Source organism: Serinicoccus kebangsaanensis, assembly GCF_008919445.1.
Lineage (GTDB): Bacteria > Actinomycetota > Actinomycetes > Actinomycetales > Dermatophilaceae > Ornithinicoccus > Ornithinicoccus kebangsaanensis.
This window is the reverse complement of the sequence record NZ_VSLG01000002.1, coordinates 332,220-355,382: the sequence shown is the minus strand read 5'-3', so window position 1 is coordinate 355,382 and position 23,163 is coordinate 332,220. Positions and strand designations below refer to the sequence as shown.

21 protein-coding genes are annotated in these 23,163 nt (G+C 73.6%); 5 read left to right on the top strand and 16 right to left on the bottom strand.

Translation table 11 applies throughout. The annotated features are described in order from the left end of the window. Window positions 1-5: 5 nt before the first annotated feature. Genes FXF60_RS03775 through FXF60_RS03765 form a run of 3 tightly spaced genes read right to left on the bottom strand, consistent with a single transcriptional unit; the run spans window position 6 to window position 2,183 of the window. Complete coding sequence (locus FXF60_RS03775) at window positions 6-842, bottom strand: ABC transporter permease (RefSeq protein WP_151523917.1); 837 nt, start codon at window positions 840-842, stop codon at window positions 6-8. Next, window positions 842-1,615 carry an ABC transporter ATP-binding protein gene (locus tag FXF60_RS03770; protein ID WP_151523916.1) on the bottom strand — a complete coding sequence of 258 codons (774 nt, stop codon included), beginning with the start codon at window positions 1,613-1,615 and terminating at the stop codon, window positions 842-844. The genes FXF60_RS03775 and FXF60_RS03770 overlap by 1 nt, the downstream gene beginning before the upstream one ends. A 49-nt stretch (window positions 1,616-1,664) precedes the next feature. Next, window positions 1,665-2,183 (bottom strand): EXLDI protein, encoded by a 519-nt coding sequence (locus FXF60_RS03765; RefSeq protein ID WP_151523915.1) that lies wholly within the window; start codon window positions 2,181-2,183, stop codon window positions 1,665-1,667. 73 nt (window positions 2,184-2,256) lie between these two features. Between FXF60_RS03765 and FXF60_RS03760 the strand changes: the two genes are divergently transcribed. Further along, window positions 2,257-3,042, top strand: coding sequence for an alpha/beta fold hydrolase (locus FXF60_RS03760; protein ID WP_151523914.1), 786 nt, complete (start codon window positions 2,257-2,259; stop codon window positions 3,040-3,042). A 91-nt stretch (window positions 3,043-3,133) separates the two neighbouring features. On the opposite strand, the gene FXF60_RS03755 is transcribed toward FXF60_RS03760, so the two are convergent. From FXF60_RS03755 to serS, 8 genes are all read right to left on the bottom strand, one after another. After that, entirely contained in the window at window positions 3,134-3,781 is a 648-nt protein-coding gene (locus FXF60_RS03755; protein WP_151523913.1) for a VOC family protein, read from the bottom strand. A gap of 26 nt (window positions 3,782-3,807) precedes the next feature. Beyond that, window positions 3,808-4,635, bottom strand: coding sequence for a TrmH family RNA methyltransferase (locus FXF60_RS03750; protein WP_437440847.1), 828 nt, complete (start codon window positions 4,633-4,635; stop codon window positions 3,808-3,810). 29 nt (window positions 4,636-4,664) lie between these two features. Beyond that, window positions 4,665-5,501 carry an HAD family hydrolase gene (locus FXF60_RS03745; protein ID WP_151523912.1) on the bottom strand — a complete coding sequence of 279 codons (837 nt, stop codon included), beginning with the start codon at window positions 5,499-5,501 and terminating at the stop codon, window positions 4,665-4,667. A gap of 20 nt (window positions 5,502-5,521) precedes the next feature. After that, window positions 5,522-6,703: an ABC transporter permease gene (locus tag FXF60_RS03740; protein ID WP_151523911.1), complete on the bottom strand. Its 1,182-nt coding sequence runs from the start codon at window positions 6,701-6,703 to the stop codon at window positions 5,522-5,524. Continuing rightward, window positions 6,700-7,584 (bottom strand): ABC transporter ATP-binding protein, encoded by an 885-nt coding sequence (locus FXF60_RS03735; RefSeq protein ID WP_151523910.1) that lies wholly within the window; start codon window positions 7,582-7,584, stop codon window positions 6,700-6,702. The genes FXF60_RS03740 and FXF60_RS03735 overlap by 4 nt, the downstream gene beginning before the upstream one ends. Window positions 7,585-7,738: 154 nt before the next feature. Then, window positions 7,739-8,422 (bottom strand): response regulator, encoded by a 684-nt coding sequence (locus FXF60_RS03730; protein ID WP_151523909.1) that lies wholly within the window; start codon window positions 8,420-8,422, stop codon window positions 7,739-7,741. Beyond that, window positions 8,419-9,837: a sensor histidine kinase gene (locus FXF60_RS03725; RefSeq protein WP_151523908.1), complete on the bottom strand. Its 1,419-nt coding sequence runs from the start codon at window positions 9,835-9,837 to the stop codon at window positions 8,419-8,421. The genes FXF60_RS03730 and FXF60_RS03725 overlap by 4 nt, the downstream gene beginning before the upstream one ends. Window positions 9,838-9,921: 84 nt before the next feature. Further along, on the bottom strand, window positions 9,922-11,202 hold the full coding sequence (serS, locus tag FXF60_RS03720; protein ID WP_151523907.1) for a serine--tRNA ligase: 1,281 nt from the start codon (window positions 11,200-11,202) through the stop codon (window positions 9,922-9,924). Between the two features lie 37 nt (window positions 11,203-11,239). Between serS and FXF60_RS03715 the strand changes: the two genes are divergently transcribed. Continuing rightward, complete coding sequence (locus tag FXF60_RS03715) at window positions 11,240-12,280, top strand: diacylglycerol/lipid kinase family protein (protein WP_151523906.1); 1,041 nt, start codon at window positions 11,240-11,242, stop codon at window positions 12,278-12,280. A 177-nt stretch (window positions 12,281-12,457) separates the two neighbouring features. Here FXF60_RS03715 and FXF60_RS03710 read toward each other — a convergent pair whose 3' ends face one another. Further along, window positions 12,458-12,898 carry a DUF4446 family protein gene (locus FXF60_RS03710; protein WP_238335683.1) on the bottom strand — a complete coding sequence of 147 codons (441 nt, stop codon included), beginning with the start codon at window positions 12,896-12,898 and terminating at the stop codon, window positions 12,458-12,460. 248 nt (window positions 12,899-13,146) lie between these two features. On the opposite strand from FXF60_RS03710, the gene FXF60_RS03705 reads away from it, so the two are divergent. Further along, complete coding sequence (locus FXF60_RS03705; protein WP_151523905.1) at window positions 13,147-15,165, top strand: hypothetical protein; 2,019 nt, start codon at window positions 13,147-13,149, stop codon at window positions 15,163-15,165. Here the strand turns inward: FXF60_RS03705 and FXF60_RS03700 are convergent. After that, entirely contained in the window at window positions 15,132-16,058 is a 927-nt protein-coding gene (locus FXF60_RS03700) for a glycosyltransferase family 2 protein (protein WP_151523904.1), read from the bottom strand. The genes FXF60_RS03705 and FXF60_RS03700 overlap by 34 nt on opposite strands. A gap of 29 nt (window positions 16,059-16,087) precedes the next feature. Then, window positions 16,088-16,993 (bottom strand): DUF5926 family protein, encoded by a 906-nt coding sequence (locus tag FXF60_RS03695; protein WP_151523903.1) that lies wholly within the window; start codon window positions 16,991-16,993, stop codon window positions 16,088-16,090. A gap of 37 nt (window positions 16,994-17,030) precedes the next feature. On the opposite strand from FXF60_RS03695, the gene FXF60_RS03690 reads away from it, so the two are divergent. Next, the gene (locus FXF60_RS03690; protein WP_151523902.1) at window positions 17,031-18,113 is read left to right on the top strand and encodes an enoyl-CoA hydratase/isomerase family protein; all 1,083 of its coding nucleotides are present in this window, start codon (window positions 17,031-17,033) and stop codon (window positions 18,111-18,113) included. A gap of 198 nt (window positions 18,114-18,311) precedes the next feature. Then, the gene (gene lgt / locus FXF60_RS03685) at window positions 18,312-19,232 is read left to right on the top strand and encodes a prolipoprotein diacylglyceryl transferase (RefSeq protein ID WP_151523901.1); all 921 of its coding nucleotides are present in this window, start codon (window positions 18,312-18,314) and stop codon (window positions 19,230-19,232) included. A gap of 226 nt (window positions 19,233-19,458) precedes the next feature. Here the strand turns inward: lgt and FXF60_RS03680 are convergent, their stop codons facing one another. After that, window positions 19,459-20,964: a UDP-N-acetylmuramoyl-L-alanyl-D-glutamate--2,6-diaminopimelate ligase gene (locus FXF60_RS03680; protein ID WP_151523900.1), complete on the bottom strand. Its 1,506-nt coding sequence runs from the start codon at window positions 20,962-20,964 to the stop codon at window positions 19,459-19,461. Between the two features lie 67 nt (window positions 20,965-21,031). Next, window positions 21,032-23,023 (bottom strand): alpha-amylase family protein, encoded by a 1,992-nt coding sequence (locus tag FXF60_RS03675; RefSeq protein WP_238335682.1) that lies wholly within the window; start codon window positions 23,021-23,023, stop codon window positions 21,032-21,034. Between the last annotated feature and the right edge of the window lie 140 nt (window positions 23,024-23,163).

Here is a 23,163-nt window from a genome sequence, read left to right as displayed (position 1 = left end):
CGCCCTCAGGCGCGCTGGCGCCGGTAGGACCTCCGCGCCCACCACCAGCCCAGCACCGACAGGCCCACGCACCAGGCCACAGCCGCGATGGTGGTCGAGGTCGGCGCCGGCTGGCCCACCAGCAGCCCCCTGATGGTCTCGATGACCGGGGTGAAGGGCTGGTGCTCGGCGAAGACCCGGACGGCGGCCGGCATCGTCTCCACCGGCACGAAGCCGCTGCTGAGGAAGGGCAGGAGCAGCAGCACCATCGGGGTGTTGGACGCCGTCTCCACCGACCCGGCGGCGGCACCCATCGCCACCGAGATCCAGGTGAGCATCACGGCCAGGAGGGTGAAGAACCCGAGCAGGGCCACCCACCCGACCAGGTCGGCGGCCGGCCGGAAGCCCAGCAGCGCGGCCACCCCGAGCACCGCGCCCGAGGCGAGCAGGGTCTGCACCAGGGCACCGACCACGTGGCCGCCCAGCACGGCGACCGAGGCGACCGGCATGGCCCGCAGCCGGGTGACGACCCCGCCCGTCATGTCCATCGCCACGCTGATGGCCGTGGACTGGGCGATGCTGGCGGCCGTCATGACCAGCACGGCGGGGGTGATGTAGTCGAGGTAGGCGGCGCGCCCGGCCGCCCCCGGGACCACGCCGGGTGCCACGCCGGCCCCGATGGCGCCGCCGAAGACATACACGAAGAGCAGCAGCAGGATGATCGGGGTCACGACCAGCAGCACGGTGAGCGAGGGGTAGCGCACCATCCGCAGCAGGCTGCGCCGGGCCATCGTGAGCAGGTGGCGCAGAGCGACGGTCGGCCCGGTGGGGCCGGCCGTGTGGGTGAGGGCGGCGGCGGTCATCAGGCGATCTCCTCGTGCTGGTCGGTGGACGGGGCCTCTGGGTCGGTGAGGGCGAGGAAGACGTCGTCGAGGCTCCCGGCGTCGTGCGCGGTCTTGAGACCTGCCGGGGTGTCGTGCGCGACGAGCCGTCCTCCGTGCAGGACGGCGACGGTGTCGGCGAGCTGGTCGGCCTCCTCGAGGTACTGCGTGGTGAGCAGCACGGTGGTCCCGTCGCTGACGAGCTCGCGGACCTGCTGCCACAGGTCGCGCCTGGCCCGCGGGTCCAGGCCGGTGGTGGGTTCGTCGAGGAAGACGACCCTGGGGTCGCCGACGAGGGTCATGGCCAGGTCCAGCTTGCGGCGCATCCCTCCGGAGAGGGCCTGCGTCGGGGTGCGCCGTGCCGCTGCGAGACCGAAGGTCTCGAGCAGCTCGTCGACGCGGTGGCGTCGTCGTGACCGCGGCAGCAGCCGCAGGTCCGCCATCAGGCGCAGATTCTCCTGGGCGGTCAGCAGCGGGTCCACCGCCGACAGCTGTCCGGTCAGGCCGATGAGCCGGCGCACGGCGTCGGGCTGGGACCGCACGTCGTGACCGAGGACGGTGGCGCTCCCGGCGTCCGCCGGGACCAGGGTCGAGAGGATCGAGACGGTGGTCGTCTTGCCGGCTCCGTTGGCGCCGAGCAGCGCGGTGACCGTGCCGAGCGGGACGGTGAGGTCCAGCCCGTCGAGCACGAGCTGACGGGCGTAGGCCTTGCGGAGACCGGTGATCTCGATCGCCGCGGGTGAGGTGGTGGACATGGTGCTCCTGTGGGTCGTCGCCGGCGCTCCCGGCGACGCCGTGGAGCGCTCAGATGTCGAGGTCCTCGACCTCGGGTTCGGTGGGGATCTCCTCGACGAGTGCGGCCAGGTCGGCCGGGACCCCCGCGCGGAGGTCGTCGAGGGTGTCGTAGACGTCGAGCGCGGCCGAGGCGGGGATCTCGCCCCACTGCTGGTCGGTGGCGAAGTGCTTGCGCCAGCCGGTCAGCTGGCCGTCCTTGCCCGCGCGGTGGACGTAGCTGGCGGATCGGGCGACGTGCACGGCATACCGTCCGCCCCGCGTGCGGAAGACGCGGTAGTGCTCCTCTCCCTCCCCCGTCGCGGAGTGCCAGTCGACGAGGAGCACGCCGTGGAACCGCCGCCACCGGGCGCCGCCGGTGCCCACGGGGACCGAGATCTCCTGGTATCCGGCGAGCCGGCCCTCCTCGGCGTCGACCAGGCGGTGCAGGGCGGTGGAGATGGCCGCCGACAGGTTGCCGCCGGTGAGCTCCTGCGCCCGGGCGAAGACCGCGAGGTCGGCGTCGGAGACGTAGATCGTCTTGTTCGGCATGGTCCCAGCCTACTCATGCCCGGAGTATACGTATATGTGTGCATACATGGCAAGAGGTCCGTAGGCTGCGGCCATGACGGTCATCGGAGAGCGCGGTCCCGCCGTGGTGCTGCTGCCGGGTGGCGCGGCAGGTGCCGACGGCTTCTTTCCCGGTATGCCCGAGGCCCTGGTCGAGGACCCGGGGTGCCGGGTGGTGCTCCACGACCGTCCGGGCACCGGCGCGTCGACGGACCCCGGTGGCCTCGCCGGGGCGAGCGCCCACCTGCACCGGCTGGTCGCCGATCTCGACCTGGGTCCGGTGGTCGCGGTGGGCCAGAGCCTCGGCGGCGCCGTCGCCACCCTGTGGGCCCGGGACCACCCCGAGGACCTGAGCGGTCTGGTGCTGCTCGACGCCACGCCGGTCAACGACCCCGCGCTGGCCGCCTACATCGAGCTGCAGTCGCGGGTGCTCGGCGCTCTGACGCGGGTCCCCGGCCTGGGTGGGCGGCTCGAAGCAGGCTTCGTCGCCCTCGCCCGCAGGCAGGCGTCCACCGCCGCCGACCCGGCACTGGCCGCCGCGATGGAGCAGGCGGTCGACGGTGGGCTGGTGAAGCTGGGTCGCGCCACGGTGGGCCTCGGTGCCCTGGCGCGGGAGCTCCGGGAGGAGGACCTGCCCCGGCTGCCCGCTGCCGTCGTCACCGCCGACCGCCCGGAGCGCTCCCGGATCCGGCGGGCCCACCAGCGCCTGGCCACGGCCTTCGGGGCCGAGTTGATCTCCTGGCCCGGCGCCACGCACGGGGTGCACCTCGACCACGCGGACGAGGTCCTGGGCGTGGTGCGCGGCGTGGTCCGCCGCGCTGCCGGTCAGCCCGGCACGTAGCTCCCGCCGACGGCGGCGACCCTGGTGCGGGAACGGTGTGTCACATCGGTCGTCAGGGCGACGGATGTGACGCAGAGTTCCTGCACGGGCATCAGATGGTGATGCTGCCCCGGGGGGTCTCGAAGGTGACCTCGGTGAGGCAGGGGCAGTCGTCGTCCTCGACGAAGCCGAACTCGATGTCGCTCTCGAAGGCACCCTGGGGCGCGTCGCTGATGCCGAGCCACTCGCGGACCTCGGGGAAGTCGCCGCCGATCGTCAGGCCGGTCAGCCGGGTGGCGCTGCGCTCCAGGTGCGAGGGGTGGTGCTCCGGAGCCGACTCCCAGTGCACGAAGAACGGGCGGTTGCCGTGGTCGATGACGTTGAGGACGCCGATCTGGCGCCACATCAGCTCGATGCCCTCCGGGGTGTGCCGGTGGCCCTCCACCGAGGGCCGGCCCAGCCGCTGCTCGACGGGCGCCAGGTCCTCCACGGCCACCACCCAGGCCATCCAGCCGCCGCCGTGGCTGGACCGGGCCCGGACTGCCTGCCCGAAGGGCGCCTTGTCCGAGGCCGGGTGGTCCAGGACCTCGACCACCTCGACGTACCGCTCGTCGGCGAGCGGGATCACCACGTTGCGGGTGCCGAACCTCGGGTGCACCCCGCCGTCGTGCGGGCTGACCCCGAGCTGCCCCGCGAGGCGCTCCGCCGTGGCCTGGAGGCCGTCCGGCCCTGCCGCATAACTCACGTGGTCGATCCGCATGCCGGACATCGTGGCACACGGATGTTTCAGCGGTGTGAGGGACCTCGACGCCGCTGCCGGACCGCCTCGTAGACCACGATCGCGGCCGAGGTCGCGACGTTGAGCGAGTTGACCCGGCCCGCCATCGGGATGCGCACCCGGTGCGCGGCGCGCTCCAGCACCGCGTCCGTCAGGCCCGTCTTCTCCGTCCCCACCGCGATCGCCACCGGCCCGCGGTAGTCGACCTCGGTGTGCTCGAGGGGGGTGTCCGGCGTCGCCGCCACGAGAGGTATGCCGTGCTCGTCCAGCCAGTCGAGGGTCGCCTCCGCCTCGGCGGCGGCGACCGGGAGGGAGAAGACCGTGCCCTTGGAGGCGCGCACGGTGTTCGGGTTGCCCCAGTCGGTCACCGGGTCCGCGGCGACCACGGCATCCACCCCCGCCGCGTCGGCGGTGCGGAGCATCGCCCCGAGGTTGCCCGGCTTCTCGACCCCCTCGCACACCAGGAGCAGAGGGTCCTGCGGGAGGGTCAGCTCCCCCGGGTGGCGGCCGACCCGCGGGACCACCGCCAGCACGCCGTCGGGTCCCTCCCGGTAGGCCGCCTTCTCGAAGGCCGCGCGGGAGGCGTGCGCCACCTCCGTCGGCAGTCCGGCGACCTCCTCCTCCAGCTCACGCCGCGCCCCCGCCGGCATGAGCTCCGGGCACAGCAGCAGCAGCTCGGGCACGACCCCCGCACCGAGGGCCAGCATCAGCTCCTCGTAGCCCTCGACCACGGTGCGGCCCTCCTGCTCGCGGACGCGGCGCCGACGCAGACCGACGACGGCCTTGATGCGCGGGTTCGCCGGCGAGGTGAGGAGCAGCGGGTCGGTCACGGGCACAGTCTTCCCCACGGCATCAGCGTCTGGTCTCAGGCCAGCTCGTCGAGCACCTCGTCGAGCGCGTCGGCGAGACCGTCCTCGTCCACCGAGCCGGTGGTCCGGTCCGCGGCCCGCAGCACCTCCTCGGGCGCCTGACCCATGGCATACCCCACGGCGGCCCAGTGCAGCATCTCGATGTCGTTGCGCTGGTCCCCCACCGCGATGGTGCGGTGCGGCTCGATGTCCAGCTGGCGACGCACCAGCTCCAGCGCCGAGGCCTTGCTCACCCCTTCGGGGGCGAGGTCGAGCCACGCGCTCCAGCCGACGGCATACGCCACGCCGTGCAGCCCGATCCGCTCGACCAGCGCGGTGAAGTCCTCCGAGCTCAGGTCCGGCTCGCGGAAGGTGACCCGCGTCGCGGGGCGTGCCGTCAGCTCCTCCACCGGCACGACGATCTCCTCGCCCCACAGCTCACCCTCGGGGAAGGGCGTGCTCACCTTGAAGCCCACCCCGATCTCCTCCACCGCCACCAACGCGGTGGGGAGGTGGGTGCGGACCAGCGCGATCGCCGGGGCCGGGTCGAAGGTCACCACGTCGAGGAGCTCGAACGACGACGCACCGCCGGGCGTCGCGGCGACCGTCACGGCGCCGTTGGAGCAGACCACCGGGCGGCGGTGGGTCGCCAGCCCCAGCTGCTCCAGCACCGGCAGCGTCGCGATCACCGAGCGTCCGGTGGCGATCACCACGGTCACGTGCGGCAGGTCGTCCAGCGCCGCCACCGCCTCCCGCACGCGCGGCGACAGGTGTCCGTCGTGGTTGACGATCGTCCCGTCGACGTCCAGCGCGACGAGCAGCGGGGCGGCGGCCGGTTCGGCGGAGGCAGTCACCCCTCCAGCCTAGCGATCCCTCAGTCCTTGCTGAGGCTCATGGCCTTGCGCCAGCCCAGGCTGCCCGAGGTATGCAGCAGCGCCCGCTCGTAGAGACGCGCACCCAGGGTGATGGTCACCGCGCAGAAGCCCAGGACGAGCCCGAGCGCGAGGATCGGCTCCCAGAGCGCCACGTCGCCCTCGATCAGCCGCACCGGCATGAGGATCGTCGACAGGACGGGCACGAAGGACACCACCTGCTGCCAGAAGCCTTCGAGGTAGAGACCCAGGACGAGCGCGATGACGAGGACCATGATGAGCGGCATGGTCGTCTGCTGCAGGTCCTCGGTGCGGGACGCCAGCGCACCCGCCGCGGCCCAGACGCAGGCCAGCGCGAGGAAGCCGAGCACGAAGAACGGGACGTACCACCCGATCGCCCCGGCCAGCCCTGGCAGCGCGACGTCCAGGTCGATGAAGGTCAGCCCGATGAGCGCGGCCGTGGAGATCAGCGCGATCTGGCCGAAGGCCAGCACCGTGTTGCCGAGGACCTTGCCGAGGAGCAGCTGACGGGTCGGGATCTTGGCGGCGAGGATCTCCACGATCCGCGACTGCTTCTCCTCCACCACGCTGTTGGCGATCTGCATCCCGAACACGATGGCCGCGAAGTAGAACATCATCGCGAAGGCGAAGCCGATGGCATACGTCACCGCCTCCGGCATCACCGTGCCGTCCTCGGCGAGGTCGACCATGCCCACGGTCGAGCCCTGGGTGAGCGCGTCGACCGAGGTGCCCGCGGCCTGCGCGTTCTCGGCGAGGGCCGAGGTGCGGACCGTCTCGGTGACCGCCGCCTCCAGCGGGCCGGGCGCGCCGCCCTCGGAGAGCAGCTCCCACTGACCGGGGCCGCCGACGAGAGCGGCATCCGCGTCGCCGTCGACGACGGCGGCCTCGGCAGCGTCGCGGTCGGCGACCCGCTCCGCCGTCGTGGCGGACTCCGCGTTGCCGGCACTGACGACCGTGGCCGCCCCGTCCACCACCGCCTCCCCCTCGTCCGAGGTGACGGCGACCGCGTAGCTCGGGGCGTCCGGGGTGAAGAAGGTGGGCGCGAAGAGCGACCCGAAGACGAGGAGCACGGTCAGCACGGTGCTCACGATGAAGGTCTTGTCGGTCAGCTTGACCATGATCTCGCGGCCGGCCACCAGCCGCCACGGTGCCTGGGCCCTCATGCTGCGGCCACCTCTCGGTAGATCTCGGACAGGGAAGGTCGGACGAGGCTGAACTCGCGGACCCGGCCACGGGCCACCGCGTCGGCGAGCAGCCGCTCCGCCGCCGCCTCGTCCTGCGGCTGGACCAGGACACTGGGTCCGTCGAGGTCGATCACCTCGATGCCCGGTGCGCCTCGGACCCAGCCGGTGTCCTCGCCGGTGGTCAGCCGGTAGCGCAGCGGAGCGGAGTCGCGCAGCTGCTCCGAGGTGCCCTGGGCCACGACGCGACCCCCATGCAGCACCACGATCGAGTCGCACAGCCGGTCCACCAGGTCGAGCTGGTGGGAGCTGAAGAGCACGGGGGCACCCGCGGAGGTGTGCTCGCGCAGCAGCTCGCTCATCTGGTCCACCGCCGCCGGGTCGAGCCCGCTGAAGGGCTCGTCCAGCACGAGCATCTTGGGGTCACCGAGGACGGAGGCGATGATCTGGGCGCGCTGCTGGTTGCCGAGCGACAACGTCTCGACCTTGCTGGTGAGCCGCTCGCCCAGGCCGAACCTGGTGAGCAGGTCGGTGGAGCGGTCGCGGGCGGCGGCCTGGGTCATCCCGTGCAGCTGACCGAGGTAGGTGAGCTGGCCGAGGACCGGCTGCTTGGGGTAGAGGCCGCGCTCCTCGGGCATGTAGCCGAAGCGCACCCGGTCCTCCCGGGCGACGGGTGCGCCGTCCCAGAGGACCTCGCCGGCCGAGGGGGCGAGCACCCCCATGATCATCCGCATGGTCGTCGTCTTGCCGGCGCCGTTGCCGCCGACGAAGCCCACCATGCGGCCGTCCGGCACGGTGAAACCGACATCGTCCACGGCGAGGCGGTCGCCGTAGGCTCGGCTCAGCCCTGTCACCTCGAGCACGTCTGGCCCCTCTCGCTCGTCCCGCCCGGCTCGGTGCCGGGTGGCGTGCTGCTCACGCTATAGACGGGGGGTATGCCGGCACATCGGCCACGACGCCGATCCTCGCCTCCCCCTCGGGACGGAGCCGGGGGTCCGGCGTCGCCCGCCAGGACCCTCAGGCGCTCTCCGGCCGGACCAGGCCGGACTCGTAGGCCGCGACGACGGCCTGCACCCGGTCGCGCACGCCCAGCTTGGCGAGCACGTTGGAGACGTGGGTCTTGACGGTCGCCTCGCTGACGAAGGCCTCGGCGGCGATCTCGGCGTTGGACAGGCCACGGGCCATCATCCGCAGCACCTCCCGCTCCCGCTCGGTGAGCTGCGGCAGCGCGTCGGTGGTGGGTGTCTCGGTCGGGGACGGCGAGGCACCGGCGGACGCCATCCGGGAGATGACGCGCATCGTCACCTCCGGCGCGAGCAGGGCGTGCCCCTCGGCCGCCGCCCGGACCGCGTCCACGAGGTCGTCCGCGTCGGCATTCTTGAGCAGGAAGCCGCTGGCCCCCGCCTGCAGCGCGTCGAAGAGGTAGTCGTCCCGGTCGAAGGTGGTGAGGATGACCACCTTCACCTCCGGGTGCTCGGTCACGATCCGGCGGGTGGCCTCGATGCCGTCCAGGACGGGCATCTGCACGTCCATCAGCACGACGTCCGGGCGCAGCTCGGGGATGGCGTCGACGGCCTGCTGGCCGTTCTCGGCCTGACCCACGACCCGCACGTCGGGCTCGGTGGACAGGATCATCGAGAAGCCCTGCAGCAGCAGCGGCTGGTCGTCGACGAGGAGGAGGCGCAACGGCTGGGCGGTCACCGGCCCACCCTCTCACCGGCGGGGTCGTCGACGACCGCCAGCGGGTCAGCGGACCCGGAGCCGGTGGGGTATGCCGTCGCGTGCCCCTCCCGGGGCAGCCGCACCCGCACCCTCCACCCGGTGCCCGCCCGCCGGGGCCCTGCCTCGACCTCGCCGCCGAGGTGGTGGGCGCGCTCGCGCATACCGCGCAGACCCAGACCGGTGCCGGACGTGCCGACCCGCGCGGCGCCGTCGTCGACGACCTCCACCTCGACCTGGTCCCGGGCCTCGTCGACCCGCACGCTCACCCGGGCGTGCCGGGCGGTCGAGTGGCGACGCACGTTGGCGAGCGCCTCCTGGACGATCCGGTAGGCGCTGAGCTGCACCGGTGGCGGCACGCGGCCCGCCGCTCCGGGCGTCGACTCGACCAGGTCCAGGACGACCTCGCAGGTCGGCGTGGTGGACTGCTCGACCAGGGCGGGGAGGGCGGCCAGCGTGGGCTGCGGGGCCCGATCGCCGCCCGCGCCGCCGTTCGACCCGGCGCCCTCGCCGGTGCGGAGCGTGCCCAGCAGGTCCCGCATCTGCGCCACGCCGTCGCGGGACGCCTGCTCGATCGCCCCGAGCGACCGGCGGGCGGCCTCCGGGTCGCGGTCCATGACCTTCCGCGCGGCCGACGCCTGCACCCCCATCACCGACACGTGGTGGGCCACCACGTCGTGCAGCTCCCGGGCGATCCGGAGCCGCTCGGCGACGACCGCCTGGTCGGTGAGGCGCGAGGTCTGGGAGCGGATGGTCTCGGCCTGCTGCCGCACCTGGCTGTGCCGCAGCGCGCCCCTCCAGGCCACCTGGCCGAGCCCGATCGCGAAGCCGAAGAAGATGAGGTTGCCGAGCACCGAGAAGAGCACCACCGAGACGACCGGCGGGATCGGGCCGACCTGCTGCACCTCGGACTCACCCAGGTTGGTGCGGATCTCCTCGATGCCCGAGCCGAGGGCGTAGGACCAGGCGAAGAGCAGCACCAGCAGCACCAGCACCACGCCGATGGCCAGGGTGAGGGCGCGCCTGTTCCGGGCCCAGGCCATCCCGGAGAAGATCAGCAGGAAGTAGGTCATCTGGGTGGGGAGCTGGGACATCGTCATCGGCATCCACAGCGACATCGCGAGCATGTGCACCCCGCCGAGCAGGGCCACACCCACCGGGTAGCGGCGCCGCACGGCGACCATCGCCACCAGGGTGAGGACGCCGGCATACTGCCCCCAGGCGCCGAAACGCTCGTCCTCGAGCATCCCCATCGACCGGATGAGCTCCTGGCCCAGGGCGATGACGGCCAGCGCCAGCACCGCCCACCACAGGTCGGCGCGCCGCTCCCGGGGGCCGGGCACGGGTCGCTCCCAGTGCTCGTCGACCCCGAACCAGCGCTCGATCGCCTCGACCACAGGACTCTCCCTCGTCGACGTCTCCCGGACCCCGCTCAGCCTAGGCCGCGCCGGGCCGCCGCGCCTCCGTCGAGCGGGGGAGATTCACCCCGCGGGGGCGAGCAGCTCCTGGCCGCCGAGGAAGGGGCGCAGCGCCTGGGGCACCCGGACCGAGCCGTCGGCCTGCTGGTGGTTCTCCAGCAGCGCCACGATCGGGCGGGTGCTGGTCGCCACCGTGCCGTTGAGGGTGGCCACCGCGCGCGTCCCCGAGCCGTGCGGGTCGCGCTCGCGGGTGGCGAGGCGGCGGGCCTGGAAGGTGGTGCAGTTCGACGTCGACGTCAGCTCGCGGTACCTGCCCTGCGTCGGCACCCAGGCCTCGCAGTCGTACTTCCGGGCCGCCGGGCCCCCGAGGTCGCCGGCCGCGACGTCGATGACCCGGTAGGGCAGCTCCAGCGCGTCGAGGAGCCGGCGCTCGATGCGCAGCAGGTTGTCGTGCTCGGCGACGGCGTCCTCCACCCGGCAGTAGACGAACATCTCGGTCTTCTGGAACTGGTGCACCCGGAAGATGCCCTTGGTGTCCTTGCCGTAGGACCCGGCCTCGCGCCGGTAGCAGGTGGAGGTCGCGGTATACCGCAGCGGGCCGTCGCTCAGGTCGAGGATCTCGTCCGCGTGCAGCCCCGCCAGCGCCACCTCCGAGGTGCCGATGAGGTAGAGGTCGTCGGCCTCCAGGCGGTAGACCTCGTCCGCGTGCGCGTCGAGGTAGCCGGCGCCGGCCATCGTCTCCGGGCGGACCAGGTTGGGCACGATCGCGGGCACGAAGCCCTCCTCCTGGGCGAGCTGCCGGGCCAGACCCATGAGCGCGTGCTCCAGCCGGGCGCCGTCGCCGAGGAGGTAGTAGAACCGGGCACCCGAGACCTTGGCACCGCGGACCGTGTCGATCGCCCCCAGCCCCTCGCCGATCGCCAGGTGGTCCCGCGGCTCGAAACCCTCGGCGGCGAAGTCCCGCGGCGTGCCGACCTCCTCCAGGGTGACGAAGTCGTCCTCGCCCCCCACCGGCACGCCGTCGAGGACGAGGTTGCCGATGTGGCGCATCGCCTGGTCCCGCGCGGCGGCGGCGTCGTTCGCCTGGGCCTCCAGCGCCTTGACCCGGGCGGCCAGGTCCTTCACCTCGGCCAGCAGGGCCCGCTTCTCCTCGCCCTGGGCCTGGGCCACCCGCTTGCCGAAGGCCTTCTGCTCGGCCCGGGCGGCCTCGAACTCCGCGAGCGAGCTCCGGTGCGTCGCGTCCGCGGACAGCACCTGGTCCACCACGGACGGGTCCTCGCCCCGGGCCTGCTGGCTGGTGCGGACGCGGTCGGGCTCGGTGCGCAGGTCGCGGATGTCGATCATGCGCGCAAGCGTACTGGCGCAGGGTTACCCTCTCGCCATGGATTCTTCGCCCCGCGCCGGGGTCATCGTCAACCCCACGAAGTTCGGGGACGTGGCCCGTGTCCGTCGTCGGGTGGAGCAGGTATGCGGCCGGCACGGGTGGGCGGACCCGCTGTGGCTGGAGACCACGGCGGAGGACCCCGGGACCGGTCAGACGCAGGAGGCGGTGGATGCCGGCGTCGACGTCGTCTGCCCGCTCGGCGGTGACGGCACGGTCCGGACGGTGGGTGCCGCGCTGGCGCACTCGGGGGTGCCGGTGGGTCTGCTGCCGGGAGGGACCGGCAACCTGCTGGCGCGCAACCTGGACCTGCCGGTCGAGTCCCTCGACCGGGCCCTCGAGGTGGCCCTCACCGGGGAGTCGACCCCGATCGACACCTGCCGGCTCGAGCTGATCCGCCCGACGTCGGCCCAGCTGGCGGCGCGGCTCGAGGACGAGGAGGGTCAGCCCGCGCGCAGCGTCGACTTCGACGACGCCGTCGACGACCGCGGCGACCCGGACGTGCGGGAGGAGCACCGCTTCCTGGTCATGGCCGGCCTCGGCTTCGACGCCGAGGTGATGGCGGCCGCACCGGAGAAGCTCAAGGCCAGGGTGGGGTGGCTGGCCTATCTCGTCACCGGGGTGCAGCACCTCAAGGGACCGCAGTTCACGGTGGACGTGCGCCTGGACGGCTCGGGCCCGCTGCACCGGCGGGTGCGCTCGGTCGTGGTCGGCAACGTCGGCAAGCTGCAGGGCGGGATGGAGCTGCTGCCCGACGCGCTCGCCGACGACGGCACCATGGACGCGGTGCTGCTGTCCCCGGAGGGCATCGTCGGCTGGGCCGCGACCATCGCCCAGCTCAGCACCCGCCGGATGATCGGGCACAAGCGGGTCGACCACCTCCAGGCGCGCGAGGTCCGCATCGTGTCGGACAAGCCGGTCGAGCTGGAGATCGACGGGGACACCCTGGGGTCTGCCCTGGCGATCCGCGTCGCGATCGATCCCGGGAGCCTGCTGGTGCGGCTGCCGCAGGGCTCCCGCGGCATCCTCCACCACCCCTGACCGACCGCACGGTTTGCGCCCACCGACCGCACGGTTTGTGCCCACCGACCGCACGGTTTGCGCGCACCGACCGCATGGTTTGCGCGCACGGACCGCATGGTGTGCGGCCGGTCGACGCAAAGTGCGCGGCCGGTCGACGCAGAGTGTGCGGCCGGTCGACGCAAAGTGTGCGGCCGGTCAGTCGCCCTGGCCGGTCCGGGCGGCGTCCAGGGCCTGGCGCTCCTCCGGTGTGAGCACGATCTCGGAGTCACCGCCGACGATGCCCTTGGCATACGTCCGGCTCTCGCCCCGGGCGTGGATCGAGCTGATGACCATGCCGTCGCCGGTGTCGTCCACGACCGCCGCGGAGAAGCTCATCCGGCCGCCCATGTCGCCGAAGGCGTCGTAGCGCACGACCGCCACGTGCCGCAGTGCCTGCGCCAGATCGCCGCGCACCGTCGCCAGCTCGGCCTCCAGCGCCTCGATCCGGTCCCGCTCCGGGGTGGTGGGCGCGCCGGCGTCGACCAGCTGGGTCAGCCTGCGGTCGACCACCCGCAACCGCCGCCACGCGATCGCCACCACCAGGAGAGCGAGCAGCGCGACGCCGCACGCGATCCAGGAGAGCAGCTCGGGGTCCACCCGCTCAGGGTATGCGCTCGCCCACCTCCGCAGCGCCCGGCATACCCCCGCCACACGCCGGTCCGCCCGGGGAGGATCGGCCAGCCACGCCCGGACGCACGCCTGTGCACAAGCCTGGGACACAGGCGTGCCTCGGAGCACGCCTGTGACACGAGCTGCTGCACGACCCGATGCACAGGAGTGCCGCAGGTCAGGTCACCGCTCGCGCCGGGGTGCCGTGGGACGATGCACCCGCAGGAGGTGAGGCAATGGGACACCGCGGGCTGGCGTGGACGCTCGTGCTCGCCGTGGTCGGCTCGTGGTGCCTCGCCGCCCTGGCGGTCGTCGCCGGCATCGCCCCCGCCCAGGCACCCCGCACCGAGCCCCTCGACACCGGGGCGGACGGCGCGGTGGTGCTGGTCGGCATACCCGGCCTGACCTGGGACCACGTCGGTGAGGCGACACCGGTGCTGCGCTCCATGGCGCAGGACGGTGGCAGCGCCGCCCTGGTGCTGCGCGGGCCGGACGAGGTGACCTGCGCCGCCGACGCCTGGCTGACCGTCGGCGCGGGGACCCGGGTCGACCGCGAGGCGCTCGGTTGCGGGTTCGACGCGCGACCGCTCTGGGACGGGCAGGGTGCGACCGAGCCGCCTCTCGGGAGGCTCCGGGACTCCGCGGCGGCGGCCGGCACGTGCGTGGCGACCTACGGGCTGACGACCTCCCCCGGCAGCGACGGCCGCCCCCAGCTCGACACCGAGAGCGCCGGGTTGCTGTCCCGGCCGTCGCTGGACCCCACGTGCGGCATCCACCTGGTCGCCTCGCCCGCGATCCAGGAAGGCGACCGCACCGACCTGCTGGAGGACACCGACGCCGCGCTCGGCGAGCTGGCCGCCGCGCTACCCCCGGCGTCGACGCTCGTCATCTCAGGTATGGGACAGGTCGGCACCCGGCCGGACGCGCAGGTGCTGGTCGTGGCTGGCTCCGGTCCGTCACTGCTGACCTCCGGCTCGACCCGGCAGGCCGGCCTGGCGCAGCTCGTCGACCTCACGGCGACGCTGCTACAGCTCGCCGGGGTGACCCCTCCCGCTGACCTGCCCGGCGCGCCGGTGGCCCAGGTGACCGGGACGGTCGGGGCCGACGGCACCGCACAGCGGGCCGCCGACCTCGCGCTCGCGGTGAGCTCGGCGAAGTGGCTGGCCCCGTGGACGCTGGGCCTGCTGGCCGCGATCTGCGTGCCCCTCCTCCTCGCCGGAGCCGCCGTCCGCCGCTGGGGGCGGGCTCGCTCCGGCACCCTGCTGACCGGCTCGGGCCTGCTGGTGATGAGCCTGCCCGCCGCCACCTTCGCGGCCGGCCTCGCGCCCTGGTGGCTGGCCAGCCAGCCGTGGGCGGCCCTGTCCGCGCTCGTGCTGGGAGCCGCCGCGCTCGTCGTCGCGCTCGCCTGGTGGCTGCCGTCGGCGCAGCGCAGCGCGCTCGGACCGCCCGCGGTCGTCGCCGCCGTCACCCTCGTGCTGCTCGGCGTGGACACGATCTGGTCTTCCCGGCTGGGCCTGGTCGGCGTGCTCGGCCTGCAACCGGTGACCGCGGGCCGGTTCTACGGCCAGGGGAACGTCGGCTTCGGCATCGTCCTGGGGGCGATGCTGGTGCTCATGTCGGCGCTGCTCACGTGGATCGGGCACCGGCGGCGCGAGGCCGGCGCCGCGGTCGCCCTGCTCGGCGCCTCGGTGATCGTCCTCGGTGCCGCGCCGCAGGCCGGGGCGGACTTCGGCAGCGTGCCGGCCACCGCCGTGAGTGCCGGGCTGGTGCTGCTCGCCGCACTCGGGGTGCGGTGGAGCCCCCGCTCGCTGCTGCTCGTCGGTGTCGGTGCCGCGCTCCTGGCCGCGCTGGCGATGGTGCTCGACTGGGCGCGCGGCCCGCAGGAACGCACCCACCTCGGGGCGTTCGTGCAGTCCGTCATCGACGGGGAGGCCCTGGGCATCGTGACCCGCAAGCTGCAGCAGAGCCTGGGCATCCTGGTCGACTACCCGTTGTCCTGGCTGGCGGTGCTGGCGCTGGTCGCCATGGCTGTGGTCGTGGTCCGTCGGCCCACGTGGTCGCGACCGCTCTGGGAGCACCGTGGGGTCGCCCCGGTGGCGGCGGCCGCCGTGGTGGGTATGACCGTGGCCTGGGTGCTCAACGACTCCGGCATCGCGGCGGTCGCCCTGTGCCTGACCGTGCTGCTGGCCGCCGGGATCGTGCTCCTCGCCGGCGGCGGGGCTCAGCGCTCGGTGGGTCCGCGCCGGCCCTCGTAGGCGGCGCGCGCCCGGTCCAGCAGGGGCCGGCCGTGCCGCTGCAGCTGCTCGCCGGCCTGCTCCGCCGCGCGGCGCGCCGCGGGGACGCCCCGCTCCCGCGCGACCTGGGCCAGGCGGGTGCCCTGCTCGCGGACGATCCGGCCGCCCTCGATGCCGCCCTCGCGCACCTTGTCGGGGACACCGGACCGCTCGGCCAGGGCGAGCGAGACGTCGGCGAGCTGGCGGGCCCGGTGCACCTGGGAGGCGACGTCCCGGCCGGTGGCTCGGTGCCGGAGCTCGCACGGGATCTCCAGCACGCGGCCGCCGGCGCGGATCACGTCGACCGTGAGGCCGACCTCGACACCCCAGCCCCGCGCCAGGGGCATGGCGTCGATCAGGGCCTCCCGGGTGATGCACCGCTGGCCGGACAGCGGTGCGCCCGGCTCCCAGCCGGTGAGCTGGCCGATGCCGGCCCGCGCGCTCCGGACCACCAGGCCCAGGCCGGCCGCCCCCGGCTGGGGCGGCAGCGCCGCGATCGTCATCTCCGCCTGGCCCACCAGGACCGGTGTGATGATCGGGCCGAGCTCGGCCGCCGACGCCTCGAGGTCGGCGTCCACGAAGAGCAGCGGCGCGCCCGGGACGAGGTCGTGCGCCCGGGCCGCACCCGTGGTCAGCGCGGCCGCCTTCCCGCGGTTGCGCTCGTGCCGGACGACCTCGACGCCCCCGGCCCACTCCGCGACGTGCGCGGTCTGGTCGGTCGACCCGTCGTCGACGACGACGATCGCTGCCACCGCCGGCAGCCGTCGCAGGGCGGCGATGGTGGCGCCGATCCGCGCCTCCTCGTCCTTGGCCGGGACGACGGCCACGACCTGCCGCTGCAGCACGCCCTCGACCGGGCCCTCCGCTGTGCTCATCCCTGTCCTCCTCCGGCTCCGTGGGCCGTTCAGCGCAGCGTGACCTGGCGGGAGACCAGGGCGTTCTTGGCCCGGCGCTCCTCCTGGGTGAGCGGGGCGTCCTGACCCAGCGCGGCGTCATACCGCTGCTGCAGCGCGGCGAGCGCCTCGGCGTGATCCTCCGCCGAGCTGTCGGCCGGCACCTCCAGCACCGGCACCAGCACGCCGCACGCCCGGAACGCCCCGATGAGGTCGGTGCCCTCGCCCAGCGTGTGCTCGTGCGCGGCCTGCAGCCGGGCCAGCGCCTCCAGCGCGGTGTCCTCGTCCTGCCCGAGGATCCAGCGGATGTAGGACCGGCCGGACATGTGGCACCAGTAGGCGGTGGGGGCTCCCTCGACCCGGGCCATCGGCACGGCCGACTCGTTCATCTGCTCCAGCGCGGCCCGCATCTCCTCGGTCGCGTCCTCACCGAGCCAGAAGCCGAAGTCCTCGTGGACCGCGACGTCGAGCTCCTGCCCGGTCTCCAGCACGTCCTGCAGCCGCGGGGTGTCCGTCGTCGCGGGTCGGACCGAGTTGACCGAGGTCCCGGGGTCGCTGGCCAGCGCCGTGAACGCCGCCGCGACGACGTCCCTCGAGGCGTCGCCGCTGGAGGTGCGGGACTGCAGCGCGACGAGGACCTCGCCGGAGTCGCGGTGGATCGCGGGCATCGCGCCCGGCAGCACCGTCACCAGGGTCACCTGCTGCTGACCGGCCGGGACGTCGTGACCGGACACCTGCGTGCCGTCGGGCACGGTCACCGTGACGTCGGCCGACGCGGCCGGCAGGATCTCCCGCATCGCCACCCACTCGGTCTCGCCGGACAGTCCCTCGAACGGGCGCGCGACGAACGGTGCGGGGCGTGCCTTCGGCGCGGCCTGACCGGCGCCCTGCCGCTTCTTGCGTGATGCCTTACCCATGGCGGGGAGTCTACGTGCGCCATGAGAGCCTCGACGCATGAGCGACGACGCCTCCCTGTCCTGGTGGCCGGCCGCGGGTCACGGCGACGAGGTGCTGTATGCCGTCGACGGGCCCCTGGGGCGGGCACGGCTGAACCGCCCGCGCGCGATCAACGCCCTGGACCGCGCCAGCGTCGACTCGCTGCTGCACCAGCTGCAGGAGTGGGCCACCGAGGACCGGATCGCCGCCGTCGTGCTGGACGGTGCCGGCGAGCGCGGTCTGTGCGCGGGCGGTGACGTGCGCGCCCTGCGGGATGCGGTCCTCGCCGGTCGCACGCAGGAGGCGGCCGGCTACTGGGAGACGGAGTATGCCGTCGACGCGCTCGTCGCGAGCTATCCCAAGCCCTACGTCGCCTGGATGGACGGCATCGTCATGGGGGGCGGCGTCGGCGTCTCGGCGCACGGCTCGGTGCGCCTGGTCACCGAGCGCACCCGGCTCGCGATGCCGGAGACGATCATCGGCTTCTTCCCCGACGTGGCCGGCCTGCACCTGCTGGCCCGTGCTCCCGGCGAGACCGGCACGCACGTGGCCCTCACCGGGGCACCGGTCGGGGGAGCCGACGCCGTGGACCTGGGCATGGCGGACGCCCTCGTCCCGTCCTCGGCCCAGGGCGACGTGCTGGGCGCGCTGCGCGAGGACCCGACGCTGGAGGCCACGGCACTCGCCTCCACGCTCACCACCTCCGCGACCGGACAGGCCTTCGGGGACGACACCGACTCCTGGCTGCTGGCTCAGCGCGGCTGGATCGACGCCTGCTACGCCGGGGACGACGCGGCGGTGATCCTGGAGCGGCTGCGGGGCCGCCCCGAGCCCGAGGCCCAGGAGGCGGCCGGGCTCGTCGCGGCCCGCTCGCCGCACTCGGTCGCGGTCGCCCTGGAGGCGCTGCGTCGGGCCGCCAGCATGAGCGTCGAGGAGGTGCTGGCCCAGGACCTGCGCCTCGCCCAGCACTTCGCCGGGCACCCCGACTTCGCCGAGGGGGTCCGCGCCCAGCTGGTGGACAAGGACCGGCAGCCGCGCTGGCAGCGGGGCTCGGTCGCCGAGGTCACGCGGGACGAGGTCCTCGCCGCCTTCGGCACCTGACCGACCGCACACTCTGCGCCGACCGACCGCGCACTCTGCGTCGACCGACCGCACACTCTGCGTCCAAACCGTGCGGCCAGTCCGCACAAACCGTGCGGCCAGTCCGCGCAAACCGTGCGGCCAGTGCACGCAGACCGTGCGGCCGGTCGGCGGAGGCGCGCGAGGGCATACCCAGGAGCACCAGATATCGTCACGACCGTGCCGATCCTGACCGACCTCGCCCTGCTGGCCGCGAGCTCCGGCGGCGACGCGCCGCTGCGCTGGGAGGACCTGGGGCTGTCCCAGGGCATCGACCTGGGCATCTTCACGCTGCGCTACTACGCGCTGGCCTACGTCCTCGGCATCCTGCTCGGCTACTGGCACTTCAACCGCATGTCCAAGGCGCCGGGCAGCCCCATCACGCCGCGGCAGGTGGACGACCTCATCATCGGCCTGACCTTCGGCATCATCATCGGCGGCCGGCTCGGCTACGCCACCTTCTACAACCCCTCGTTGTGGACCTCGTGGGAGATCCTCATGCCGTGGAACGGCGGCATGAGCTTCCACGGCGGGCTGATCGGCGTGCTCGTGGCGATGGCGTGGTTCTGCTGGCGGCAGAAGCTCCCGGCGCTGCGCGTCACCGACTACATCGCGGTCAACGTGCCGATCGGCATGATGCTCGGCCGGATCGCCAACTTCATCAACGGCGAGCTGTGGGGGCGGCCCAGCGACGTGCCCTGGGCGATGGTCTTCCCCGGCGCCGGGGAGGAGCCGCGCCACCCCAGCCAGCTCTACGAGGCGGCGCTCGAGGGCGCCCTGCTCATCCTGGTGCTCTTCTGGCTGTTCTGGCGCACGCGGGCGCGCTGGCGGCCCGGTCTGCTCGCCGGGGTCTTCGCGATCGGGATCGGGCTGGGACGGTTCGTCGTCGAGTTCTTCCGGGAGCCCGACGCGCAGCTGTCCGACTTCGCCGAGGCGACGGGGCTGAACATGGGGCAGTGGTTGACCATCCCGCTCGTCGTGGCCGGCCTCGTCCTCGTCGTCCGGGCGCTCCGGCGCCCCGAGGTGGAGACGCCCGAGCCGGAGCCGGAGCCCGCCGAGGCCGGGCATACCTCCGAGGAGCGGGGCGACCCCGCCGCCTGAGCCCGAATTCGACCTCGCTCTTCGTCGCCATGGCGACGAAAAGCACAGTCGAAAAGCGGCAGGTCGTGCAGGAAGGGCGCGACGGCTCGTTTTCGACCTCTGGTTCTCGTGCCATGGCGACGAAAAGCACAGTCGAAAACGGGAGGGACCGCGCAAGGTCGCCGGACGAGAGAGGGACAGGCGAGGTCGCCGGAGGGGAGCGGGCCGGGCGACGTCGACGAGGGGGTCAGGCCGGGTCGCCGCGCCGGGCCGCGAGCGCCGCCCGGGCCTGCTCGATCTCCTCCCACGGCACCAGCTCGGTGCCCCGCTCCATCGTCTCCTCCGGGCCCTTGCCGGCCAGCACGACGGTGTCGCGACCGTCAGCCTCGCGGACGGCATACCTGATCGCCTCGGTGCGGTCGCCGATCGAGACGAAGTTGGCCCGGCCGGCCTCACGCGCCCCGCGCTCCATCTCGTCCAGGATGTCCTGCAGCGGCGTGGTGCGGTGGTCCTCCTCGGTGAAGACGACCCGGTCCGCGAAGCCCGTCGCGACCCGGCCGAGCGGCGCCCGCTTCGAGGGGTCGCGCGGTCCGCCGGCCGAGCCGAGCACGACCCACAGCGCCCCGTCGGTGGTGACGCGGACCGTCTCCAGCGCCTTCTCCAGGCTCGGTGGGGTATGCGCGAAGTCCACGATGACCCGCGGCTCGCCGTCGCGGCGCTCCACCATCTCCATCCGCCCGGCGACGCCGCCGAAGGTCGCCAGCGCGGCCACCAGGGCGTCCAGCTCGACCCCGGTCGCGGCCACGCCCGCCATCGCCGCCAGCGCGTTCGCCACGTTGAACCGGCCGATCATCGGCAGCCGCGCGTGCGCCCGGCCCGTCGGCGTGTGCACGGTGAAGGTGATCGCCTCCGGCCCCTCCTCCACGTCGGTGGCGCGCCAGTCTGCCGCGCCGCCCTCGGCGGAGTAGGTCGTGACCGTGCCCACGTCCGCCGTCGCCAGCGGGCGCAGCTGCTCGAACCACGGGCCGTCGTCCACGTTGAGGATGCTGTGCCGGGCCCGCTGCACCAGCTTCGCCTTGTCCGCGAAGTACTGCTCCATCGTGCCGTGGAAGTCCAGGTGCTCACCGGTGAGGTTGGTCCACACGGCGACGTCGTAGTCGACGCCGCGCACCCGGTCCAGCGCGAGCGCGTGGCTGGAGGACTCGACGACCGCATCGGTCGCGCCCGCCTCAACCATGTCCCGGAGGATCTGCTGCACCTGCGGCGCCTCGGGGGTGGTGAAGTGCGAGGGCGGCTGGCGCAGCACGCCGTCGGGCAGCTGGTAGCCGATCGTGGACAGCAGCCCGGTCGCCCGGCCGCTCTCCCGCAGCAGGTGCAGGGCGAGGCAGGAGGTGGTGGTCTTGCCGTCGGTGCCGGTCACGCCGATGACGCTCAGCCCGTCGCTCGGGCGACCGGCGATCGCGGTGGCGGCGTCCGCCAGGGCGGGTCGCACCGCGTCGACCTGCAGGTAGGGCACCGGGCAGGCGGCACCCTCGGGCAACCCCTCGCCGATCACGGCGACCGCGCCCCGGGCGACGGCGTCGCCGATGAAGGTATGCCCGTCGAACCGGGCGCCGCGCACCGCCACGAAGGCGTCGCCCGGGCGGACCCAGTCGGCCTGGTGGCTGACGCCGGTGACCTCGACGTCGGCGGGACCGTCGACGCCCGGCGTGGGTCGGGCTCCGAGGGCGGTGACCAGGTCGCTCAGCAGCATGGCGACACAGTATGCGCCCGGGACGGCCGGGGAGGTGCACGCACCGCCGGTGTCCACCCGCGGCTCGTCAGCCGCGGACCAGCCAGACCGGTTGGTAGGTCGAGAGGTAGATCGAGCCGTCCGGCTGGAGGCTGGGCGGGTAGCCGTTGAGGGCGTCCACGGCCTGCTCCAGCGGCAGCCCGAGCTCGCGCACCCACCAGCCCGGGACGCTGCGCCCGGTCCCGGTGAGGTTGTAGAGCCCGATCATCGGCCCCACGGGGTGGCGCCGCACCACCACGAAGACGGCCGGGTCGGGAGCCGCCACCACGGCGGCACCGACGCTCGCGTGCAGGTGCGGGAGCGAGCTCCGCGCCGCGGCGAGATGGCGCATACCCGCCAGCACCCGGCCCTCGGGGGAGTCGGGGTCCGCGCCCGCGTGCGCCAGCCTGTCCCGGTCCAGCCGTGGCCGGTGCACCCACCGGTTGTCGTCGGCGTGCTCGGGCACGGCATCCCAGTCCTGGTCGTTCAACGTGGCGATCTCGTCGCCGGACCAGATGACCGGGATCCCGCCGAAGCCGTAGACGATCGCGTAGCCGAGCAGCACCCGGGCCACCGCCTGGTCCACGTCGGCCTGCGCCTCCTCGAGGGCGTCCTGCCCGACCGCCTCGTCCAGGGACGTCACCGCCCGCTCGAGACCGGCCAGGCTGGCGGCCGACCCGGAGATGCGCTTGTCGCCGGTGGCGGGGTTGTGCTGGAAGACCAGCCCGCGGGACCAGGAGCCGTCGAAGTCCCCGGCGTAGTAGTCCGAGAGGAAGGTCCGGTGGCCGTGGCCGTCGACCATCACCGACCGCGCGTCGTCGTCGTCGATGGCCCAGCCGATGTCGTCGTGGCAGCGCAGGTAGGTGATCCAGGCCGTGCTCGCCGGCACGACCGGGAACCGGCCGAGCGCGTGCGTCGACAGCCGTGCGTCGCCGCTGGCGAGCATCGACCAGATCTGCACCATGAGGCTGTTGTGGTAGGCGAGGTCGGACACCTTCCCGTGGTGTCTGCCCCGCCCGAGGTAGTGGACCACCTGGTTCGGCCCGACGATGGCCTCGGCCTTGAAGATCAGCGCGGGCGCCGTGATCCGGGCCAGGGAGCGCAGCGCCTGGGTGAGCTGGTGCACCTCCGGCTGGTTCTGGCACTGCGTGCCCATCCGCTTCCAGATGAAGGCGATGGCGTCCAGCCGCAGGATCTCCACGCCCTGGTTGGCCAGGTAGAGGATGACGTCGGCGAGCTCGCAGAAGACGTCGGGGTTGTCCCACGCGAGGTCCCACTGGTAGCTGTTGAAGGTCGTCCACACCCAGCCCCGGAGCTCCTCGTCCCAGGTGAAGTTGCCCGGCGCGAAGTCCGGGAAGACCTCCAGGAGGGTGCGCTCGTAGGCGTCGGGGATCTCCCGGTCGGGGTAGATGTGGAAGTAGCGGCGGTAGCGCTCGTCGCCCGCCCGCGCGGCGCGGGCCCACTCGTGCTCGCGGGCCACGTGGTTGAGCACCAGGTCCAGGCACAGGCTGATGCCGCGGGTCCGCAGGCTGGCGGTGAGGTCGCGCAGGTCGTCCATGGTGCCGAGGTCGGTGCGCACGGACCGGTAGTCGGCCACGGCATACCCCCCGTCGTTGGGCGACGGGCGTGGCTGCAGCAGCGGCATGAGGTGCAGGTAGCCCACGCCGAGGCCCTCGAGGTGGTCGGCCAGCCCGGGGAGTGCGGCGAGCGTGCCTTCGGGGGTGAGCCGCTCGGCATACCCGGCGTAGCCGACCATGCCCGGGCGCTGGAACCAGTCCGGCTCCAGCGAGCGGCGCTCGTCCAGCAGGTGCAGCTCCTCGTCCCGGTCGAGGTATGCCCTCGCGGCCAGCTCGAGCGAGCGCGCGGCCACGGCGAGGGGATCGGGATAGGGCGCCAGGCCGGCGACGAGGTCGTCCCACCACCGGGCCACGCGCAGGGCGAACGTGGTCCGGCGGTGCTCGGCCAGTGGGGCGAGGATCGTCTCGACCCGGGAGCGCGCGTCCTCCGGGAGTGCCACGGGCCAGGGGAGTTCACGTGTCACAGGCTCATCCCACCACACGCGGCGCCCGGTGGGGTCAGGGGCAACCACACGCGACGCCCGGTCGGGTCAGGGGCAACCACACGCGACGTCCGGTGGGCTCAGGGGCAACCACACGCGACGCCCGGTCGGGTCGGACGTGC

Bases quoted from the DNA above. Each gene is read 5' to 3' on its own strand.
- FXF60_RS03775 (WP_151523917.1), bottom strand. From the start codon at position 842: ATGACCGCCGCCGCCCTCACCCACACGGCCGGCCCCACCGGGCCGACC.
- FXF60_RS03770 (WP_151523916.1), bottom strand. From the start codon at position 1,615: ATGTCCACCACCTCACCCGCGGCGATCGAGATCACCGGTCTCCGCAAG.
- FXF60_RS03765 (WP_151523915.1), bottom strand. From the start codon at position 2,183: ATGCCGAACAAGACGATCTACGTCTCCGACGCCGACCTCGCGGTCTTC.
- FXF60_RS03760 (WP_151523914.1), top strand. From the start codon at position 2,257: ATGACGGTCATCGGAGAGCGCGGTCCCGCCGTGGTGCTGCTGCCGGGT.
- FXF60_RS03755 (WP_151523913.1), bottom strand. From the start codon at position 3,781: ATGCGGATCGACCACGTGAGTTATGCGGCAGGGCCGGACGGCCTCCAG.
- FXF60_RS03740 (WP_151523911.1), bottom strand. From the start codon at position 6,703: ATGAGGGCCCAGGCACCGTGGCGGCTGGTGGCCGGCCGCGAGATCATG.
- serS (WP_151523907.1), bottom strand. From the start codon at position 11,202: ATGATCGACATCCGCGACCTGCGCACCGAGCCCGACCGCGTCCGCACC.
- FXF60_RS03715 (WP_151523906.1), top strand. From the start codon at position 11,240: ATGGATTCTTCGCCCCGCGCCGGGGTCATCGTCAACCCCACGAAGTTC.
- FXF60_RS03705 (WP_151523905.1), top strand. From the start codon at position 13,147: ATGGGACACCGCGGGCTGGCGTGGACGCTCGTGCTCGCCGTGGTCGGC.
- FXF60_RS03700 (WP_151523904.1), bottom strand. From the start codon at position 16,058: ATGAGCACAGCGGAGGGCCCGGTCGAGGGCGTGCTGCAGCGGCAGGTC.
- FXF60_RS03695 (WP_151523903.1), bottom strand. From the start codon at position 16,993: ATGGGTAAGGCATCACGCAAGAAGCGGCAGGGCGCCGGTCAGGCCGCG.
- FXF60_RS03690 (WP_151523902.1), top strand. From the start codon at position 17,031: ATGAGCGACGACGCCTCCCTGTCCTGGTGGCCGGCCGCGGGTCACGGC.
- FXF60_RS03680 (WP_151523900.1), bottom strand. From the start codon at position 20,964: ATGCTGCTGAGCGACCTGGTCACCGCCCTCGGAGCCCGACCCACGCCG.